This window comes from Roseivirga sp. AWQ4_251 (assembly GCF_056158225.1).
This window is the reverse complement of record NZ_JBSWSW010000001.1, coordinates 2,401,660-2,419,832: the sequence shown is the minus strand read 5'-3', so window position 1 is coordinate 2,419,832 and position 18,173 is coordinate 2,401,660. Positions and strand designations below refer to the sequence as shown.

The 18,173-nt window shown below is 40.9% G+C and carries 12 protein-coding genes and 1 pseudogene; 6 read left to right on the top strand and 7 right to left on the bottom strand.

Annotated elements, in window-relative coordinates:
* The first annotated feature begins 12 nt into the window (after positions 1-12).
* Both ACXACJ_RS10610 and ACXACJ_RS10605 read left to right on the top strand, forming a co-directional pair.
* Positions 13-1,038: a ligase-associated DNA damage response exonuclease gene (locus ACXACJ_RS10610; protein ID WP_475134341.1), complete on the top strand. Its 1,026-nt coding sequence runs from the start codon at positions 13-15 to the stop codon at positions 1,036-1,038.
* Positions 1,035-2,612 (top strand): ATP-dependent DNA ligase, encoded by a 1,578-nt coding sequence (locus ACXACJ_RS10605; RefSeq protein ID WP_475134340.1) that lies wholly within the window; start codon positions 1,035-1,037, stop codon positions 2,610-2,612. The genes ACXACJ_RS10610 and ACXACJ_RS10605 overlap by 4 nt, the downstream gene beginning before the upstream one ends.
* Before the next feature lie 111 nt (positions 2,613-2,723).
* Here the strand turns inward: ACXACJ_RS10605 and purL are convergent.
* Positions 2,724-6,422 (bottom strand): annotated as a pseudogene (gene purL / locus ACXACJ_RS10600) (phosphoribosylformylglycinamidine synthase).
* Positions 6,423-6,720: 298 nt separating this feature from the next.
* Between purL and ACXACJ_RS10595 the strand changes: the two are divergent.
* From ACXACJ_RS10595 to ACXACJ_RS10580, 4 genes are read left to right on the top strand one after another with little or no spacing between them, the layout of a single operon-like run.
* Entirely contained in the window at positions 6,721-7,581 is an 861-nt protein-coding gene (locus tag ACXACJ_RS10595; RefSeq protein ID WP_475134339.1) for a hypothetical protein, read from the top strand.
* 47 nt (positions 7,582-7,628) lie between these two features.
* A complete protein-coding gene (locus ACXACJ_RS10590; protein ID WP_475134338.1) occupies positions 7,629-8,336 on the top strand; it encodes a hypothetical protein in 708 nt (235 codons plus the stop codon).
* Positions 8,323-9,105, top strand: coding sequence for a sensor histidine kinase (locus tag ACXACJ_RS10585; protein WP_475134337.1), 783 nt, complete (start codon positions 8,323-8,325; stop codon positions 9,103-9,105). The genes ACXACJ_RS10590 and ACXACJ_RS10585 overlap by 14 nt, the downstream gene beginning before the upstream one ends.
* A gap of 29 nt (positions 9,106-9,134) precedes the next feature.
* Complete coding sequence (locus ACXACJ_RS10580; protein WP_475134336.1) at positions 9,135-9,782, top strand: response regulator transcription factor; 648 nt, start codon at positions 9,135-9,137, stop codon at positions 9,780-9,782.
* 12 nt (positions 9,783-9,794) lie between these two features.
* Here ACXACJ_RS10580 and ACXACJ_RS10575 read toward each other — a convergent pair whose 3' ends face one another.
* The 6 genes from ACXACJ_RS10575 to ACXACJ_RS10550 all read right to left on the bottom strand — a co-directional run bounded on the left by ACXACJ_RS10575 (position 9,795) and on the right by ACXACJ_RS10550 (position 18,160).
* Entirely contained in the window at positions 9,795-11,237 is a 1,443-nt protein-coding gene (locus ACXACJ_RS10575) for a Y4yA family PLP-dependent enzyme (RefSeq protein ID WP_475134335.1), read from the bottom strand.
* Complete coding sequence (locus ACXACJ_RS10570; RefSeq protein ID WP_475134334.1) at positions 11,238-13,031, bottom strand: FAD/NAD(P)-binding protein; 1,794 nt, start codon at positions 13,029-13,031, stop codon at positions 11,238-11,240.
* Positions 13,028-14,059 carry a 2,3-diaminopropionate biosynthesis protein SbnA gene (gene sbnA, locus ACXACJ_RS10565; protein WP_475134333.1) on the bottom strand — a complete coding sequence of 344 codons (1,032 nt, stop codon included), beginning with the start codon at positions 14,057-14,059 and terminating at the stop codon, positions 13,028-13,030. Before sbnA ends, ACXACJ_RS10570 begins: the two co-directional genes overlap by 4 nt.
* 592 nt (positions 14,060-14,651) lie before the next feature.
* Entirely contained in the window at positions 14,652-16,238 is a 1,587-nt protein-coding gene (locus ACXACJ_RS10560) for an amidohydrolase (RefSeq protein ID WP_475134332.1), read from the bottom strand.
* Positions 16,239-16,328: 90 nt separating this feature from the next.
* Positions 16,329-17,426, bottom strand: a complete 1,098-nt coding sequence (locus ACXACJ_RS10555) for a glycoside hydrolase family 130 protein (protein WP_475134331.1) — start codon at positions 17,424-17,426, stop codon at positions 16,329-16,331.
* 125 nt (positions 17,427-17,551) lie between these two features.
* The gene (locus tag ACXACJ_RS10550; RefSeq protein WP_475134330.1) at positions 17,552-18,160 is read right to left on the bottom strand and encodes an alpha-ketoglutarate-dependent dioxygenase AlkB family protein; all 609 of its coding nucleotides are present in this window, start codon (positions 18,158-18,160) and stop codon (positions 17,552-17,554) included.
* Between the last annotated feature and the right edge of the window lie 13 nt (positions 18,161-18,173).

The following is an 18,173-nucleotide window of genomic DNA, read 5'->3' as shown; positions in this document are numbered from 1 at the left end:
AAAAACTACGCTTTGGCTCCTCTATTAGCTTTTACCAATCATGGAATCTTCTGCGAACAGGCCAATGTCTATATAGACCCTTGGAAACCTGTAAAAAGGGCGATTATTACCCATGGTCATTCTGATCACGCACGTTACGGTCATCAGCAATATCTCACGCATCGTTTAACCGCTCCTGTGATCCATTATCGATTGGGAGCTGATTGTAAAATTGAGACAGTAGAATACGGTGAGACTTTTTCCATAAACGGAGTGAGGTTCACTCTTTTTCCTGCTGGCCATATACCTGGTTCTGCTCAAGTTCGGGTGGAATATAAAGGTGAAGTGTGGGTTGCAACTGGTGATTATAAGTTAAAACGAGATGAATTGTCCGAAGCCTTTGAGCCTATTTCGTGCAATACCCTAATTACTGAATGCACTTTTGGGCTGCCCGTTTTTAAATGGCCCTCTGATGAAGAATTGAAAACAGAAATCAATGCTTGGTGGAGGGCTAATAAAGAGCAAGGCCTAACCACAGTAATTGGAGGATATGCACTAGGGAAAGCACAACGCATTATTTCTATGCTTGACGAGGTGAATGGAAGGATTTTCACCCACGGTGCTGTTGAAAATATGAATGAAGTTCTTAGAAATGCTGGAGTGTCGGTTCAAAATACGATTCGGGTAACTCCGGAATTAAAGAAGTCAGACTTTATGGGGAATATCGTTGTGGCTACGCCTTCTGCGATCAGCGGGCCTTGGATGAACCGATTTAAACCTTATTCTACTGGAATTGCCTCTGGTTGGATGGCACTGAGAGGAGCAAGACGAAGAAGGTCGGTAGACCGAGGTTTTGTGCTGTCCGATCACTCAGATTGGAACGATTTAAATGAAGCGATCAAGTTGAGCGGAGCAGAGCGAGTCATTTGCACACATGGGTATACAGGGATTTTTTCTGAATGGTTGAAGAGCCAAGGTTTAGACGCTACTGTAGAAAGCACAGAATTTGAAGGTGAGTTGGCTGAAATAGGAGAGGGAAGCGAAAAGGAGACAGAATGAAGAATTTTGCTGCTCTTTTCAAAAGGCTGGACGAAACCACCAAAACCACTTTGAAAGTAAATGCGCTTGCCGATTACTTCGCAGCAGCTAATGATGCCGACAAACTCTGGACAATCGCTCTTCTTTCTCACAGAAGGCCAAAAAGAACAGTCAACACCCGATTGCTCCGGCAGTGGAGTAGCGAAGCTGCAAACATTCCACTTTGGCTTTTTGAAGAAACATACCATATAGTTGGAGATTTGGCCGAAACCATCACGCTCTTGATCGAACAAAATGCAGCGTCAGATTACAGCTTAACTTACTGGATTGAAAAAGTTATTGCATTAAAAGATCGGTCAGAAGAGGAAAAAAGGACCTTCATCTTAAATGCTTGGAGCCAGTTGGATACTACTGAAAGATTTGTTTTCAATAAAATCATTACGGATAATTTTCGAGTTGGTGTTTCCCAAAAGATTATGGTAAAGGGCTTGAGCAAAGCCACGGGAATTGAAGAAAATGAGCTTATGTTTCGGATTTCAGGTGATTGGACCCCTCAAGAAATCACTTTTGAACAACTGCTTTTCCCCAAGCATGATCAGCTCGATTTATCAAAACCCTATCCTTTCTATTTGGCTTATGCCTTGGAAAAGGAGCTTCCTGAATTGGGAAATCCCGAAGATTGGCAAGTGGAATATAAATGGGACGGAATTCGTGGGCAGCTTATCCATCGTGATCATGAAATCTTTCTTTGGTCGAGAGGTGAAGAATTAATTACGGATAAATTTCCTGAATTAGAAGCGCTGAAAAATGTACTCCCAAATGGAGTTGTTATTGATGGGGAAATTTTACCATGGAAGAATGACGGGGTTATGGGCTTTAACGATTTGCAAACGCGCATTGGAAGAAAGTCCGTCAGTGAAAAGTTGAAGAAAGATGTCCCGATTATTCTGATGGCTTATGATCTTCTCGAATTTGAAGGAAAGGATTTCCGCGAGCAACCACTTCAAGAAAGAAGAGCCTTTTTGGAAAAGCTGGTAAAAAAGCTCAATCATCCGAATTTACTGCTTTCAGAAAAGGTGGATTTTAAGAATTGGGCTGAACTTAATAATGAAGACGCTAGAGCATTGCGTGCTGAAGGCTATATGTTAAAAAGCAAATATTCAGTGTATGAAGTTGGTAGAAAGAAAGGGAATTGGTGGAAATGGAAAGTCGACCCATACACGGTTGATGCTGTTTTGACTTATGCCATGCGTGGCCATGGAAGGCGCGCTGGCCTTTATACCGATTATACTTTTGGTCTATGGCATAATGGTGAACTGGTGACTTTTGCAAAAGCTTACTCTGGTTTAACCGATGCAGAAATCCGCCAGGTAGATGCTTTTGTAAAACGAAATACGATAGATAAATTCGGGCCAGTTAGGCAGGTAACACCAAAGCTGGTTTTCGAAATAGCTTTTGAAGGCATTGCTAAAAGCACTCGCCATAAATCTGGCTTCGCGGTTCGTTTCCCTCGCATTCATCGCTGGCGACAAGATAAATCCATAGAAGAAGCTAATACCTTACAAGACCTCGAACAGTTGATAGAGGTTGAATGAGTTGTGTATAGAGTCTAAGTTCATGCTTTTCGGTATGAAAACACCATTCACCACAAACAAAAAATCCCAATCGGTTAAGATTGGGATTCTAATTCGTTATAGGTTTTTACTTTAAACTCTTTCAGCTACCCAGTTTTTAGCATTCATAAAGGCCTGAATCCATGGGCTAAGTACATCTTTTCTTTGCTCTAGTGGATAATGTGCCCAGTTCCAAGGGAAGATGGAACGCTCAAAGTGAGGCATAATAGCCAAGTGTCTACCATCTTTACTGGCCAAACCAGCTACATGATAATCAGAGCCATTTGGTGAAGCAGGATAAGACTTGTAAGAATATTTTGCAATTACGTGGTACTCATTTTCCTGTTCAGGAAGCGAGAAACGCCCTTCGCCATGTGCTACCCAAATTCCCAGTCTTGTTCCTGCCAATGAACCCAGCATCACCGAGTCATTTTCAGGAATAGAAACATTCACAAAACCAGATTCAAATTTGCCTGCAATGTTGTGATGCAATTTCGGATGTTGTTTGTGCTGAGGGTAAAGAAGCTCTAATTCTCCCATCAACTGGCATCCATTACAAATTCCTAATGAAAGCGTGTCTTTGCGAGCGTAGAAGTTGTCTAGTGCAGCTTTTGCTTTTTCATTGTACAAGAAAGCACCAGCCCAACCTTTTGCCGAACCCAAAACATCTGAATTTGAGAAGCCACCTACAAAGGCAATGAAATTCACATCGCTAAGATCTTCAGCTCCAGAAATCAAGTCTGTCATGTGAATGTCTTTTACATCGAAACCAGCCAAATGCATCGCATAAGCCATTTCTCTGTCTCCATTCACACCTTTCTCTCTGATAATGGCCGCTTTAATTCCAGAAGCTTCTTTACGGTCAGGGTTCAAGCCTAAAGCCTCATATTGACCTTGGAAATCTTCAGGGAAAGTGAACTGTAGAGGTTGGTTTTTATAGTTCTGGAAACGCTCATTGGCCATGGCAGAACCACTTTGCTTTTTGTCAAGTAGGTAAGAAGTTTTGTACCAAGTGTCCCTTTTCTCTTCAATATTGAAAGTGTATTCCTTAGCAGAAGTTTTAACCACAACATCTTTACCCGCTAAAACAGGCACAGCAATTTCGTAATGAGCAACTTCAGCTTTTGCTAATCTTTCCTTGATTTCAACATCATGTTCGTTCGAAATCTGAACAAGCAATCCTGGTTTTTCAGAGAATAACAACTGGATATCGTCAGCAGAAGCGATAGCAGAAAGGTCAACCATAAGGCCGAATTCATTCTGAGCAAAACACATTTCAAGCAGTGCGGTAACCATACCACCAGCAGAAATATCGTGGCCTGCTAATATTTTTTCTTCTTCGATAAGGGCTTGAATCAGATTGAAGGCAGCTGCAAACTTGTTGCTGTCTTTAACAATAGGAGCAGACGTTCCTACTTTGCCAACCACTTGCGCTAGAGAGCTACCTCCCAATTTGAATTCGTCTTCCGAAAGGTCGATATAAAGAAGCGTTGAATTAACGATAGGCTGAAGCACAGGCTCAACCACTTTTTTCAAGTCGGTTACTTCGCCTACGGCAGAAATGATTACCGTACCTGGCGCATAAACCACATCGTTTTCGTATTTCTAAGTCATGGACATAGAATCTTTTCCTGTCGGAATGTTGATTCCTAAGTCGCAAGCAAAATTGCTTACACCTTCCACTGCTTTGTAAAGTCTGGCGTTTTCGCCTTCATTTTTCGCAGGCCACATCCAGTTAGCGCTTAGTGAAACTCCTTTCAAACCATCCTGAATTGGAGCCCAAATTAAGTTGGTGAGTGCTTCGGTGATTGAAAGCTGAGAACCTGCCACAGGATCTACCAAAGCAGAAACTGGGGCATGTCCAATTGAAGTAGCAATGCCCTTATTGCCACGGTAATCCAAAGCCATTACGCCCACATTATTCAAAGGAAGTTGAATTGGGCCAGCCGTTTGCTGTTTTGCTACACGGCCGGTAACGCAACGGTCTACTTTGTTTGTAAGCCAGTCTTTACAAGCTACCGCTTCTAATTGAAGCACAGCTGAAAGATGTTCTTCCACTTTAGAAGTGTCATAAGCTACGTCAGCAAATTGGTTTGGCTGAGAAACATCTTCCAAAACAGTTTTAGGCGAAGAACCAAACATGTGAGAAAGGTTCCAATCGATTGGATTCTGGCCGCTTTCTTTGTTTTCGAATTTAAAATGATGATCTCCCGTAGCCTCGCCCACTACATAAATCGGAGCTCTTTCTCTTTGCGCTACGCGCTGAAGAAGTTCAATATCTTTTTGCTTCATCACAAGCCCCATGCGCTCTTGTGATTCATTGCCAATAATTTCTTTGTCAGAAAGGGTAGGATCACCCACAGGCAATTTTTTAACGTCAATGGTTCCGCCAGTTTCTTCTACCAGTTCAGAAAGGCAGTTCAGGTGACCACCGGCACCATGATCGTGAATGGATACGATTGGGTTTTCGTCCATTTCGGCCATAGCTCTTACAGCGTTGTAAACACGCTTTTGCATTTCAGGATTTGAACGTTGAATCGCGTTCAATTCAATGCCACTAGCAAATTCGCCAGTGTCTACAGAAGATACAGCGCCACCGCCCATGCCAATGCGGTAGTTGTCGCCACCCATGATTACGATTTGATCGCCAGTTTCTGGACTATCTTTTAGGGCGTCTTTCTTTTTGCCATAACCGATACCACCAGCCATCATCACCACTTTATCGAAACCATATTTTTTGCCAGCTTCTTCGTGTTCGAAAGTCAGTACTGAACCCGAAATAAGCGGTTGGCCAAATTTGTTTCCGAAGTCAGAAGCTCCGTTAGAAGCTTTGATCAAAATATCCATTGGAGTTTGGTAGAGCCATTTACGCTCTGGCATATTGGCTTCCCAAGCTCTGTCTTTTTCTAAGCGAGAATAAGAAGTCATGTAAACGGCAGTTCCAGCTAAAGGCATAGAACCTTTTCCGCCCGCCATTCTATCTCTAATTTCTCCTCCTGAACCAGTGGCAGCACCGTTGAAAGGTTCTACTGTGGTCGGGAAATTGTGTGTCTCAGCTTTTAATGAAATTACTGATTCAAAATCTTTGGTTTCAAACCAATCGGCTTTGTCTTGAGTTTTTTGAGCGAATTGCTCTACTACTGGCCCTTCTACAAAAGCTACATTGTCTTTATAGGCAGAAACCAATCGGTTTGGATGCTCTTCCGAAGTTTTTCTGATCAATTTGAAAAGGGAAGTTGGCATTTCCTTTCCATCGATAATGAAAACTCCGTTGAAAATTTTGTGGCGGCAGTGCTCCGAGTTTACTTGAGAAAAACCGAACACTTCACCGTCAGTAAGTTTTCTGCCAAGCTGCTTACTTACGTCTTCTAGATATTCAATTTCTTCAGAACTTAAAGCCAAACCTTCTTTGAGGTTATAAGCTGCCATATCGTCTATGAAAAGAACCGCTTCTGGCTGAATATCGATAGTGAAAATTTCTTGATTCAAGCCATTATAAAGTACCTGAAGCATTGGGTCGTAAGCAATATCGTCAGGGTTTACCTTATCGAATTCTTCAATTCTTTCAATGCCAGAAACACCCATGTTTTGAGTGATTTCCACAGCATTTGTACTCCAAGGCGTAATCATTTCCTTTCTTGGGCCTACAAAATGGCCGCTGAGCGAGTCAGCATCGATAAGTGAGGAATTTCCGAATAGCCAGTTGAGCTTGGGTATGTCTTGATTTTGGAGCGGTTTAGACAAACCTACTGCATAGATTTTGTCATTCCCTGCATCGAAAAACTGAATCATTAGAAAGGGGTTTTGGGTGTACTTTTTACAGCCGCAAAATTAGTAAAAGATTCGGGTTTGGTATTTGCTTTTTGCGGAATTCATGTGTTTGTCTGTAACAAGTATTTTCGATGTGTTTGTTGTTGGTTTTTGTAAGATGAAATTGAGAGATATCTTCTTCCTTTAATGTTGTTTTGGCTTTTGCATTACTACTCAATTCTGTAGGTATTTTTACCTGTAATAAAACTTAGGTTATAAGAGGTTGAGAATAAATTATATACTTGAATAGTAAATCATTCTAATTTTTTAAGAGAACCAAATGAAACTTGTAGACAAAACAATTGTGGCTCCCATGCGGGCGAAATGGGCCGATGTTCAAGCCAGAGATATTGCTTCGCTTTTTTTTAAAGAAAATCAAGAAGTAAAGTCGGACTGTAATTGCACTAATGAATTTGCGCGTTTAGCGGCCATCGATTTGGGCACCGCTTCAACAGAATTTAGAGAAGCTGTCGGAAAGTGCCTTTCTGACGATTTATCGAGCCTTTCTATGCAGTTGGCAGTTGATGAAGAAAATGGCTTTATGGTCTTTTTCTCTTTTCAAACGAAAAAATCGGTAGATGACTTGAATCCTACAACTCAGGAATTTATTTCTTCCGCTTCTGATATGGGTAAAGTTTACGTGAGCAACAAGTCTAAGGAAATGCCAAATCGAAGGAAATTTGGGATTTCAGCCGAACTGAAAGATCAGTTGTGTATTAACTGGTGGTTTACGCCATACACTACCATGGGCTCTTTTTTTAGCAGTGTTGGGCCAAAAAAACCAGGAGAGCATATTTTTACCAAAAGAGGAAAAATTGATCCTTACTCATTGACCTATTACAGGGCTTTGATGTATCCTGTGGTTGGCAAAAACTTAGAGGCACTGGGTAAAATTCTGCGTGATAATTCTCAGGTCATTATCCACTTTGGAATTAATCCATCAGATGCATTTTATAATGAAGATTTGTTCACTCTAATCATTGAAGTGAATAATCCTGTGGGAGCGAATAAAGAATTGGCGCTGCCGCATGAAGATTATAATGATGAAGACGATGATTCGAATTTCTTGGATTTTGTTCAAGCTTGTCCACCACTGTGTTGCCGACCTGGCGAACCAGATGATCCGTGTAAACAGAATTAGGATAATAATTTGAAAACGCCTGTTGGTGTAAGATTCAAGTGACTAACTTGTATTTATTTCAACCAAATAAATACAGAGACTTGGCTGATTCAGAATTGATTAGGATTGTGGAGGGTTATGCGAAGCAATCCTTTTACCTCATTTTTATTCCAGTAATTGTGGGAGGAATATTTTTTAAAAGATTGAATTACGAGCAAAGGGTTTTGTGGCTTGCTGTGCTTTTGGCGCTGCTAAATGATAGTATTACTTATATACTCAGAGAAAAAGGCCAGTTTAATCTCTGGGTTTACCACATTTATGTGCCCTTGCAATTTGTAATTATGAGCATTATGTATGGCAGAATGTTGTCCGATTTGGTAAAGCCAAAGCGGATTTATGCTTTAGCCTTGGCTTTTGCTTTACTTTCTGTTTTAAACAGTCTGTTTCTTCAAACCATAGACACATTTAACAGCCATGCCATTGTGCTGAGTAATTTATTGCTGATTGCTTTTTCAATCATGTACTTTTTTCAATTGTTGAGAAAACCTCCCGTATTGAAATTGGAAAAACTCCCTCAGTTTTGGATTAACCTTTCGGTGTTGATTTATTACACCAGTTCGCTTTTGCTCTTTGTTTCAACCACCTATGTGTTGAAAATGTCGGTTGACGTTATCGTGATGGTTTGGATTATGAACATCATTCTCTATCTCATTATGAACGGCCTTTACACCATTGGATTGATGAAAATAGCCCCAAAACAGAATGAGCTGGTCTGACTTTATTCTCACCGGTACACTGGCGCTGTTTCTACTGGCCCTTGGGGTTGTGCTTTTCTTTGTGGCTTACCAACGGAGATTGCTTAGCCAACAAAAGGAACATCAAGCCAAGGAAGCCGAGTATCAGCAACAGCTGCTCAGGGCCAATTTGATGAGCCAAGAAAGGGAGCGAAACCGAATTGGAAAGGATTTGCATGATGAAGTAGGAGCCATGCTTACAACTTCAAAACTATATTTCAGGCATTTAAGTCAAGATTCGGAACCCAATAATTTTAATCAGGTAAAACAAAAAGCCTTGAGTTTATTGGACGAAACAATGGTTAGTGTGCGCAGCGTTTCTCACGATTTAAGACCTGTAGTTTTGGAAAGATTGGGTTTGGTAGAAGCCATTGCCAACATGGCCGATCAAATTAACGAAGCAGGTGGCGCTCATCTTGAATTTAAAAGCCCTCATAATCTTTCTTTAGATAAAGAATTTGAGCTGAACTGGTTTCGTATTGTGCAAGAGCTAATTAACAATACCCTCAAACACGCTCAAGCTTCAGAAATCACGATCGAAATCTTGGGACAAGATCAAATGCTAAAGTTGATTTATCGGGACAACGGATTGGGTTTCGATTCAAAAAAGACAATTGAAAAGGGTTTGGGGATGCAAAATATCGAGACCCGATTAAAGCTGATGGAGGGTGAAATGATTGTGCTGAAGCAGGAGCAAGGCATCAAACTTGAACTTATTTCTCGAAGTTTTCCCACGAGCAAAAAACTGTAAAATCAACAAAGCAATTAATATAATTCGAAATGATAAGAGTAGCTGTAGCCGATGATCATAATCTTTTTCGCGAGGGAATCCGCTTTTTGCTGGACCAGATGGAAGGAATTTCCCTTGTTTTCGAATGCTCTAATGGGGAAGAGCTGCTAGGTCAATTGAGAGAAAAAGATGTGGATGTAGTGCTGCTCGATTTGGACATGCCCGTTTTGGACGGCATTGATGCTTTGAAAGAAATTAGGCCTCTTTACCCGGATTTGGGTGTGATTGTTTTAACCACTTATAACGATTCTAAAATGATGGCTTATTTGATGGAATTGGGAGCGAACAGCTATTTGCTGAAAGATTCAGAAGCTGAAGTCCTCGAAAAGGCAATTAGGAGTGTTAATAACGAGGGTTATTATTTCACAAAGGAAGTTTCGCAGGCTATGCTCACAGGTTTAAAGGGCAATTCGAAGAAAAAGCCAGTATTGAAAAACAACCTTGTTCTAACTTCTCGCGAGATTGAAGTTCTTGAGCTGATCTGTCAAGAGTTTACTGCGAAGGAAATTGCCGACAAGCTCTTTATAAGCCCCAGAACGGCAGAAGGTCACAGAAGAAATTTGATTGACAAATTGGGCGTGAAAAACACTGCTGGCCTTATCGTAAAGGCCATTAAAGAAGGTATAATTCAGATTTAATTCTGAACGAATCTACTCCAATCCGTCAGGTGTAATACTTTGGTTTTTATGGCCACAATTCGTTATTCTCAAGTTTTCTGAAAGCGGAAATTGATGAGCTTCCGTTTCGTAGAAATGCATCATATAACCTGCAGTATTTGGAAAACAAACCATGTCGCCCACTTCAGGAATGAAGGAAAGACGAATCGATCTTTTCAAAATCAAGTCTTGTTCCAAGCAATAAGCACCCACAAAGTAGACACAAACCGATTGTTGGTTGGTTTTCTTTTCTTTTTGAGGAATTACAATCGGATCAAGAAGAAAATCGGCACTGCTGCTCATCATTTGAGTGCGGTTCATTTCCAACCCAATCAAAAGATTGTTTTGGCTATCATACTTTCTGAAAACGACTTTGGCTAGTGTAATTCCACACTGGTCTAGAAGTGATCTGCCTGGTTCCAGCCTGAGTTGAATGCCTCGTTCTTTCAAACGCTGAGCCACTGAATCTTTCAATGGTTTGTAGGTTAGAACCCTTTCTAAAAACTTCTCTTTTGGGGTTTTATTGAAGTAAGGATAAGTCTCTAATTTCCCAATCAATCGGCCGCTTTCTAGTTGATATCCCAGCCCATTGTTCTGAAATGTAATGGCAGGCCTTTGTTTTTTAACGGCTTTTTTTAGCTCTTTCTCAAAGGTTTTCCATTCTTCCTCGCTTTCCAGGTAGTTCATTAGCAAACCACCGCCCATGTCGATAAAGTGGGTATCAACGCCCATCGATTTTAGCGTGTCCGCGCATTGTACTAAGCTCAGAATGGCAACGCTGCGTTGTTCCATGCAATAACCATTCAGGTGGAAATGAAAGCCTTGGAAGTTAAGGAGGTTGTTGGGCTGAATATAGGTTTGCACAATGCGCACGATACTATCAATATCAAACCCAAAACGGCTGTAGAGTTTTTCGGAATCTACCTGAAATCCGCTGACCCTAATGCCAATATTTACAACTCTATCTAGTTCTTTGGCAATAGTTGTCACGGCTTTGATTTCATCAAGATTATCCAGCACAATGAGTACATCGTGTTTTACAGCCAACTCAATCAATTTTTTGGGTTTAACAGCCGCTGTAACCACCAATTTCGATGGTTGAATGCCTTCTTTCAAACATTGTTCGAGCTCATTGTAACTGGCTGTATCTACTCCAAAACCTTCTTGATGTGCCGCTTTTACAAACGAAATGCACTTGTTTGCTTTTCTGGCATATAAGATGGTGTGGTCAATTTCGTGACGATCCAATACATTTTTATAAGCTCTGTAATTTTCTAAAAAAGGATCGGTATTGATAATGTTAATAGGTGATCCATATTGCTCAAAGAGCGCGTTAAGCGTTTTCTTCTGACCCAAAAAATCTTTGATCCAATCACTTAGAATTGGAGTTAATGGTGGGTTTTCAATCATGTTTGATTTATTATGAGAAGATGTCATTTAAATGATGTTTTTAATTTGAGAAGCCCAGCTACTCACCAGATTATTTCTGTAGGGGGTGAGCGCATCGTTGTCGTAAGTAATGCCTTCGGTAGGCGTACCGGTTGCTGCTAGTGTAGCCGAAGTGTTGGTAAGGGAGTTTTTGACAAAACCTTTTGAGGTAAGGTCGAGTCCTCCAGGGCTGTAGGTGGTGGCTGAGTAAGGCGAGTGATTCGTATAGGGTCTTATCAATTTTTTTTTCAACAGATTGTTATATAGAGAGTGCCCGTTATTCTGAAGAGAAAATTTTGGTATTCGGGCATCCACCAGAAAATCCGTTTCGATGCTTGTCTTATGGTATTTAGGTGTAATCACGTACTTTTCAATTTCTGATTTATAGCGAACGCTTTCCGCAGGGCCACAACCGAAATCCAAAATTCCAGCTTGGGCCAACGCCACTATTTTTTGCATACTTTTAACCGGAGGTCCATAAGTGATTCGGCAAAGTGTACTGGCAAAGTCGGAGTCGAATTCTTTTTGAGACTCTGGTGTAAGCCCCCCGAACTTGTAAATCACTCCGAACAAATCGCAGGCACATGCCCAAACTTTACTTAATGCTACTAATGGATTTTCTCCTGCCTTCGCAATAAGTTGTTCATTCAAATTGTTTAGGTATTCTGTAATAAATTCATGAGTTTCTTCTGAAGAATTGATCTTTCGGTGAATCAAAGGGCTGATGAGTTCTTTGATATTCAAAACTGGACTTTCAGGGTGTTTTTGATGAAATTTTTTAACGGCCTTTTGTAGTTCTTCGAATGTTTTTAACTCTTCTGAATTGACCTCAAAACCTTTATTCTTGAAAAGCACTTTATAATAAGCCAAAGTCATATCTTGTTGAATGAGCGGCCATACCTGAGTTTTAAAGTCTAGCTTTCCAAACTGATCACCCTCAAGGTTTTTTGTGGCTTCCGAAGTAAAAAACTGCAATTGAGGTTTTGAATCCTGTACATCGACAGTTCGGGGGATCATCGGCATTCCGCTTCTGGAAAAAGGATAGATTTTAGAAGGTTCTTTCCCCGATGGTTTATAAACTAACCTTTCGTTTTCTGTTTTAAATTCTCCATCTCTGCCTTCAGTTAAGGCCAAGACGGCATCCACAAAAGTCAATCCCATTCCTTGCAGCGCCACAGTACTACCTGCTTCAATCTTTTTCAATTTTGTTTCTACAGGATAAATGAAAGGGATGAAGGATGAGGCAGAGGTTTTCGTTTCTTCTTTAGTATAAAACCGATGTACATCCGTTTCTCTCGGATGACCTGTGGCCAGAAGCACATGCTTGTAAGTTTGCGTGTTTTCTGTTTTTCCATCTAAAAGAAGTGAATAGCCTTCTTCCGATGAATGAATATCGATTACCTCACCTTTGATTTTTTTCAGTTGAATATTCGCTGGTAGATTCTTTTCGATTTGTTCGAATCCCCATTCCAGATATTCGCCAACCAAAGCCCTTGGGGGGAAGTCGTCAGTGGTTAAGTTTTTTTCGGTAAGCCATTCTTCGAAATTCAAATGATTAGGAACCACAGATTCTGGCAGTTCCTTCCACCACATATCAATCTGAGAAGTGCTGATGTTCATTTTCAGAAAATCGGGCTGATCGGGGCGATATACATCACCGGACCCGAAGTGTGGGCCACGGTTGTATATATGGATTTCCAAAGTTTTTGAAGTTTGCAGGGTATTGAATTCGGCCACTAGCCGTTCGAGCCCATACATCCCTTTTGGCCCACCACCGATTATGGCTACCGCACAAGAACTCATGCTACTTTCTCATTTAAAATCGGAGTTAAATTTTCGTTTGTTTCTTCATCCAAGTTCAAATCAATTTCTCCGAAGTGTTCTCGAACCCAGTGTTTTGAATAAACCGTATTCAAATATCTTTCGCCTCTATCGCAGAGAATAAGCACGCAATTGGAGCCTTCCGGAATTGTAGGGAGAAGTTTGTAAAAGGCCATTACAACCGCGCCCGATGAGCCTCCAGCCAAAATGGCTTCTTTGTCGAGCAAATGGTTACAGCCAATTACACATTCTTTATCACTGATGTGAACCACATGATCGATCATTTCGGGCTTTAACAACTGAGAAGCTCGACCTGCACCGTGTCCGGGAATCAATCTTTCCGAAGGTTGATCGTTGAAAATGACACTTCCCATAGCATCTACCGCAACCATTTTAGTTTGCAGCCCACGCGATTTCAAATAATTGGCGCATCCCATAATGGTTCCGCAGGTGCTGGTGGCCGCGAATACATAATCGACTTTGCCTTCCAGTTCTGAGACAATTTCTTGCATGGTCTGTTTGTGAGCCATCGGGTTTGCCTGATTCGCATATTGGTTTGGCCAAAAGGAATTCTCCGTTTCTTGAAGTAATTGCTGAACACGTGATAAACGAGCATTCAAAAAGCTTCCATTTTCTTTTTGATAAACCATTTCAACTTGAGCTTTGTAAGCTTCTAAAATCTTTATGGTTTGGCTGTTGATCATCGGGTCTACCACAACGATCAGTTTAAAGCCATATCGTAAGCAAGATTGAGCCAAGCCAATGGCCATATTGCCCGAACTAGATTCAATTATCGTATCTCCTTTTTTAAGCCTTCCGTTGCTAATCGCATCCATAAGAATGTGATGCGCAGTTCTGTCTTTTATACTTCCGCCTGGATTGAAGGCTTCTAGTTTTCCGTAGATATTTACATTACTCTTCGGAAAAATATCGTGTAAGCAAATCAGGGGCGTGTCGCCAATGGTCGAAAGGATGCCCTGATTTGGATAGTGTCTATGTTGATGTATCATTTGATTCAAGCTGATGTTTCTGTCAGAAAGAGATTGTCTCTTTCCTATTGCTCAGTGCATCAAATCAAACCCGTTTGGAAAAAATGACTTCTTGAGTTAAACTTTCGAGCGTACCGGATTGATAAAACTTGCACAAAGTTTCAGTCTCAGGTTCAAATGATTTGCCATTCTTAATGAATGGCTTTAAAGCCAATAAATGGCGGTAGGATGGTTTTTTAGTGGAAAATCATCACAAATTAAGAAAGGGTGATGTGTAATATTTCCTCAATCTTTAGGCTTATGTAAAGGTGGTTACTGCAATGTTTTTATCAATTGGCCTACCATCATAAGCTCGAGAGCAAAGAGTGCCATGCAAATAAAAAAGAAGAGTTTGATCCGCATTTCACTTTTGAAATCTTCCCAATAATCGCCTCGAAGCAAAGAGATTAAATCCCATCTAAAAAGGTATTTCAAGCAGTAATTGAAGTCTTCTTTGCTCTCGAAGAAATGCCTGAAAAATGCTTTCCAAATGGGAATGTCAATAAGAATTAAAATAGGGATTGAGATAAGGAAAATGATCGTTGCACTCATTGAATTCTATACTCCTGATTAATTATTGCCCCCTTTTCACGGTAGGATAGGTAACCCCAAGCTGTTCTAAGTAAGTTTTGAACTTGGTTTCGTCAAAGTAAAACTTCTCAAGCTGAGGTCTAAATTCATCCATGATCTTCTTATTCAAATAAATTGGTGGGGCATCATCAGCCGAGATCATCGGTTTGTATTGGGTTTCTTTGATTTGCTCATTATTGAAGTAATCCCAAGCTTGTTCTACCAATTCAGGTTTTAAAAGAAAATCGAGAATGGTCATGGCTTCAGCTTTTGCCCCCGCAGTGGCTCCTTTGTGGGCAATAGGAGTGGCCATAGCGATGGCGTTGCTCCAATGGTGCCCAGGTAGGCCTGGGATATTGGATGGAAAACGCAAAGTAACTGTTGGCACTTTCCAAGAAACATCACCAATATCATCGGAACCGCCACTGACTGGACGCTCTACAGGAAGCCCAATGTCGGACAAGCGAGTACTCAAGCCGCGCGGGTTATCGTTGCCAAGTTCAGATTGAACTGCTTTGGCTAAGGTTTGGTCTTCTGTACTCCATTCGGGTAAGCCAACTTGGCGAATGTTGTGAAACATGGTTTCTGCAATCACTTTGTTGAAATGTCTTGGCCATGCCGTCCCCAAAATCCTTGAACTCATTTGAGTGTCTGTCATCAATGCTGCACCTTTCGCAATGTTGTTTGCTGACTCGTACATATCCATAATTCCTTCGTAAGAAACATCGCGGAAATAGTACCAGATTGATGCTTTGGAAGGAACTACATTGGGCTGATCTCCACCATCGGTAATAACAGAATGTGATCTTTTGAGTGGATCGAGGTGTTCTCTCTTGTAATTCCAGCCTACATTCATCAATTCTACTGCATCCAAAGCGCTTTTTCCTCTCCAAGGTGCTCCGGCAGCATGTGCGGCTTCTCCATCGAAAGAATATTCTACGGAAATAAGTCCTGTTCCAGCTGCTTGCCCCCATGAAACAGAAAGATTACTGCTTACATGGGTGAAAATAGAAATGTCAACATCATCGAAAAGGCCATCTCGGGTATACCACGCTTTAGCCGCCACCAATTCTTCGGCTATGCCAGGCCAAACTATCAAAGTGCCTTGAATATTTTCTCTTTCCATGATTTGCTTTACCGCAAGGGCAGCAGTGATATTCAATGGAATGCCGGAATTGTGGCCTTCACCGTGACCAGGCGCTCCTTCAACAATAGGTTTATGATAGGCTACTCCCGGGTACTGAGAAGCTTTTGGGATACAATCCACATCGCTACCCAAGGCGATAACTGGGCCATCTCCTTGGCTCCATTTTGCAAACCAAGCTGTAGGAATTCCTGAAACTCCTTCTACGATTTGAAAGCCGTTTTCTTTTAAAATACCAGTCAGATATTTTGAGGATTCGAATTCTTGAAAACCCAATTCGGCAAAGCTGAAAACCTTGTCGATCATGATTTGTGTTTGATCGTGGCGATCTTCAACAATTTGAGCTACTTCGGTTTTAAGCTTTTCGATTTGCTTAGGATTGAACTTTTTTTGAGCGCTTAAAGAAAAGCTCAAAAGGCAGGCAAGGCATAAAAAAGTGACTCTCATGGCATGAAGATTAAGGTTGATAGAACCAAAATAGACATTTCTTGACAACGAAGGTTTACCGTTCTTAAAGTTTGAGAGTCACTAGGTTGATTATTCGCTTTTAATGGCCACTGCAATGCGCGAATCGGCAGTGCCATAATATAAAAACCATTGATTTTTGAAGTATACCAAACCTTCAACAAAACAGACTTCGTTTACTTCGCCCACACGCTCATAATCTTTGTCCGGATGAATAAAGTATTCTTGGGTTCTGTCAATAAGTTTGTTGGGATTTGACTTGTCAAAAAGGGCTTGACCAGCCGCATAAGTGAATTTTGGTAATTCAGGATCGTTCAAATTAGCTGCGTTACTGGCATTGTAAATCAAAACAATGCCTTCTTCTCTTAAAAGTGCATAAGGGCCTGGCTCCACCAATCTACTGTCGAAATATCCACTGCGAGGATGAAGCACGGAGATTAGCTTTTGATTTTCTTCATTTTCAACAGCCTGCCAATGGACTAAATCGGTTGATGTTGCCATGAAAAGATCAGTATCTCCAAAATACATCCAATACTTTCCATTGATTTTAGTAGCTACCATTCTGCTGCCAGACTGCTTCGCTACAATGGCTCCAGATTTAGACCAGAAATCCTTGTATTTGCCTTCGCCTAAAACCGGGCCGTATTTAGTCCATGTTTTAAGATCTTTTGAAGTGGCTAAACACAAACGTGCAGTTTTACCATCGTACGAAGTGTAAGTAAGAATGTAGGTTCCGTCTTCGCTTTCAACAATTCTAGGATCTTCAACGCCTCCGGGCCACTCATAATCTTTCATGTTGTCGTCCGCTGGGTAGAAAATTGGCGCATCTTGTTTTTCAAAGTGAATGCCGTCATCGCTAATGGCCAAACCAAGGCGGGAAGTCATATTGTTGTCTTGAGCACGATAAATCATGTAGACTTTATCGTCTTTAACAATGGCTGTGGGGTTCAGTACATTTCTTTCTTCCCAATGCACAAGGTTGTTGGAAATAGGAGAGGTGAAGCTCAATTCTGAAGAAGGCTGCATGATGGGATTGGCCTCATCAACTTTTTTAAAGCCTGAGAGCGTCCAATCGCTTTGCGCTTCAACTTTAGTGCTTTCGGTTATGGTTACAGGATTACAAGCGGCAAGAGCCATTGCCGTGGCGGAGAGAAAAATAACTTTTTTCATAAAAGTTTAAGGTTGTAAATATTATTGCAATCCGCAAAATGGCTTTTATTCTTGAAAATTAATAGTACTCGAAATATTGTGTTGAAATTTATGGAAATCGTTAGCAGTCTAATGTGCTTCTGTATTTAATGTACGATGGTTCTAAAAGTCAGATTGATTCTTGGTTCGGTTACTTTTTTTGTTTTTGGTAGGCTGTGGAGCCAATGGCTTTGAGTGCTGCCTTTCATAAGTAGTAAACTTCCAGATTCTAAATGGACTTCTACTTTCTCTTTGGTGGTTTTATGTTTGAAGGCGAATTTTCTTTCTGCTCCAAAGCTTAATGATGCAATTACACCGTTTGGTTTCAGCTCTTTTTCGTCATCCGTATGCCAGCTCATGCCTTCTTCCCCTGAATGGTAAAGATTCAACAAACAAGAGTTGAAGGTTTCTCCGGTTTTTTCTTCCGTGAGTTCTTTTAAATCCATCAAAGCCCTTGTCCATGGAAGTGCATTTCTCACAATTTTGGAATATGAATAAGAAAAAGGCTGACTTCCGTACCAAGCTACTTTTCGTTTTGTAATGATGTGTTTGCCGTACATTACCGCTTCATCGTTTTTCCATTCAATGTTATTCATCAGAACCTTAAAGAAATTAAGGCTTTGATCTATGCTCATGACTTGGCCATAATAGTTTACGATTCCATCCTGAGGAAGCAGATTTTTAGCTGGGTTAGAAGGAAGGTCAAATAAATTCATAGTGAAATGAGTG

Bases quoted from the DNA above. Each gene is read 5' to 3' on its own strand.
- ACXACJ_RS10605 (WP_475134340.1), top strand. From the start codon at position 1,035: ATGAAGAATTTTGCTGCTCTTTTCAAAAGGCTGGACGAAACCACCAAA.
- ACXACJ_RS10595 (WP_475134339.1), top strand. From the start codon at position 6,721: ATGAAACTTGTAGACAAAACAATTGTGGCTCCCATGCGGGCGAAATGG.
- ACXACJ_RS10585 (WP_475134337.1), top strand. From the start codon at position 8,323: ATGAGCTGGTCTGACTTTATTCTCACCGGTACACTGGCGCTGTTTCTA.
- ACXACJ_RS10580 (WP_475134336.1), top strand. From the start codon at position 9,135: ATGATAAGAGTAGCTGTAGCCGATGATCATAATCTTTTTCGCGAGGGA.
- ACXACJ_RS10575 (WP_475134335.1), bottom strand. From the start codon at position 11,237: ATGACATCTTCTCATAATAAATCAAACATGATTGAAAACCCACCATTA.
- ACXACJ_RS10570 (WP_475134334.1), bottom strand. From the start codon at position 13,031: ATGAGTTCTTGTGCGGTAGCCATAATCGGTGGTGGGCCAAAAGGGATG.
- sbnA (WP_475134333.1), bottom strand. From the start codon at position 14,059: ATGATACATCAACATAGACACTATCCAAATCAGGGCATCCTTTCGACC.
- ACXACJ_RS10560 (WP_475134332.1), bottom strand. From the start codon at position 16,238: ATGAGAGTCACTTTTTTATGCCTTGCCTGCCTTTTGAGCTTTTCTTTA.
- ACXACJ_RS10555 (WP_475134331.1), bottom strand. From the start codon at position 17,426: ATGAAAAAAGTTATTTTTCTCTCCGCCACGGCAATGGCTCTTGCCGCT.
- ACXACJ_RS10550 (WP_475134330.1), bottom strand. From the start codon at position 18,160: ATGAATTTATTTGACCTTCCTTCTAACCCAGCTAAAAATCTGCTTCCT.